Source organism: Blautia intestinihominis (genome assembly GCF_040096655.1).
In the GTDB taxonomy this organism is placed as follows: Bacteria; Bacillota; Clostridia; order Lachnospirales; family Lachnospiraceae; genus Blautia_A; species Blautia_A intestinihominis.
Window position 1 is genome coordinate 1 of the sequence record NZ_JBBMEI010000173.1, and the last position, 1,655, is coordinate 1,655.

The 1,655-nt window shown below is 38.3% G+C and carries 3 protein-coding genes; all 3 read left to right on the plus strand.

Features of this window, described 5'->3' with window-relative positions; genetic code table 11:
- Nucleotides 1-222 precede the first annotated feature (222 nt).
- The 3 genes from WMO75_RS19485 (at nucleotide 223) to WMO75_RS19495 (ending at nucleotide 1,530) form a co-directional block, all read left to right on the plus strand.
- Entirely contained in the window at nucleotides 223-711 is a 489-nt protein-coding gene (locus WMO75_RS19485; RefSeq protein WP_227223095.1) for an AAA family ATPase, read from the plus strand.
- Nucleotides 712-1,134 (plus strand): RloB domain-containing protein, encoded by a 423-nt coding sequence (locus WMO75_RS19490; RefSeq protein ID WP_118698359.1) that lies wholly within the window; start codon nucleotides 712-714, stop codon nucleotides 1,132-1,134.
- Between the two features lie 102 nt (nucleotides 1,135-1,236).
- Complete coding sequence (locus tag WMO75_RS19495) at nucleotides 1,237-1,530, plus strand: phage holin family protein (protein ID WP_199704964.1); 294 nt, start codon at nucleotides 1,237-1,239, stop codon at nucleotides 1,528-1,530.
- Nucleotides 1,531-1,655 lie beyond the last annotated feature (125 nt).

Below are 1,655 nucleotides of genomic sequence, written 5' to 3' on the forward strand. Positions count from 1 at the left end.
TGGATAGATTCTTACTTTTACTGCCCGATTTATTTTCCTCACCTCGTATTTCTACATGTTTACAAATGATTTCAATTGCCATTTCTGAACAATATGTTCTTTTTTATTATAATACAAGTCATCCATGAGAACAAGTGTTTTCTTTTTTATTTATAAAATTCTTTTGAGCATTTATGCTCAGATCTACAATTCATCTCACTACCTGCAGAGGTAGGAGAATTCTTGTTATATATTATGTTAAAAATGAGTCAGGTAAAGGCTCAGTCAAAACATAAAGGAATTTTGGAAAATGGAGAAGCTGGTCTGTTCAAACTGGAATTAGAGGATGAATCCGACGGAACAAGAAAACTGATGTCTCTGGCACCGGCTATTGAATCTGTTTTGAAAAAAGGCGGCGTTCTTCTGGTAGATGAAATAGAACGGGAACTGCATCCGATGCTTGTGAATTTTATTGTTGCAAAATTTCAGAGTAAAAACAGTAATCCAAATGGAGCACAGATTATATTCACAACGCATAATACAGAGTTGATGAATTTGGAATTGCTAAGAAAAGATCAGATTTATTTTGCTGATAAAAACAGAAATGATGGTTCGTCTGAATTATACAGTGTTACTGATTTTATGACCAAAACAGCAGACAATATTCGCAAAGGCTATCTGGCGGGAAAATATGGAGCTACTCCAGATCTTGAAATTGAGGAGGTCGAATAAATGACCAGAAAGAAACGAGATTGCGGGAGCAGAGGCACCGAAAAGGCCATCATAAGAGTATTCTGTGCGGGAGAGAGTGAACAGGCATACACGGAATATCTGAAGAAAAAATTCAGTGATGTGGCAGTGATCCAATATCCAAAAGAACCAGGACTGTTTGACCGAGCCGAAGACCGATTCAAGAAAGATCCTAAATATAGGGACTATACAGAAGTTATCGATGAAGTATGGTTTTTCTTTGATGTCGAAACTAAAGATGTAAATAAGTGGGATGAACGATATCGTATAATCAAAAAACTTAGAAAACTACGAAAGGATCAGAATATCAGAGTAAGACTGTTAATGACAAGTGGCTGCATAGAATATTGGCTTATGCTACATAAGAAATTGTATGAAGCGATTGAGTATTTAGAAAGGCTTTGATATCTAATATTTGAGTGTAAAATTTATGGTCAAAACTCTCCGACCTGCATACAATAAACCAGACACCACTGCCACACACCGGCAGAAAGCGGGGAAACCATCATAGAGCAGTTCACCAATTACGTAAGACCAGAACTTCTTATCGTAGCCATTGTCTTATATTTCATCGGCATCGCACTGAAACAGACACAGGCGGTAAAGGACAAATACATTCCGCTGATTCTTGGCGGGATTGGAATCCTGATCTGTGCTGTCTACCTGTTTGCGACCTGCACCTGCCACACAAAGCAGGACATTGCAATGGAAATATTCACAGCCATCACGCAGGGAATCCTGGTCGCAGGACTTTCTACATACGTGAACCAGGTAGTGAAACAACTTCACAAAGAAGACTGAGAAAGGGGATGAGCGATCATCCTCTTTTCTTTATCCAATGCGTCGTACCCCCTTGCTTTAGCTCTTAACTTGACCCATATTTATACAAGATAATTTCGATAAGCAAGCAATGAATATAGTACATC

Coding starts and splice junctions, on each gene's coding strand:
- WMO75_RS19490 (WP_118698359.1), top strand. CDS start 712: ATGACCAGAAAGAAACGAGATTGCGGGAGCAGAGGCACCGAAAAGGCC.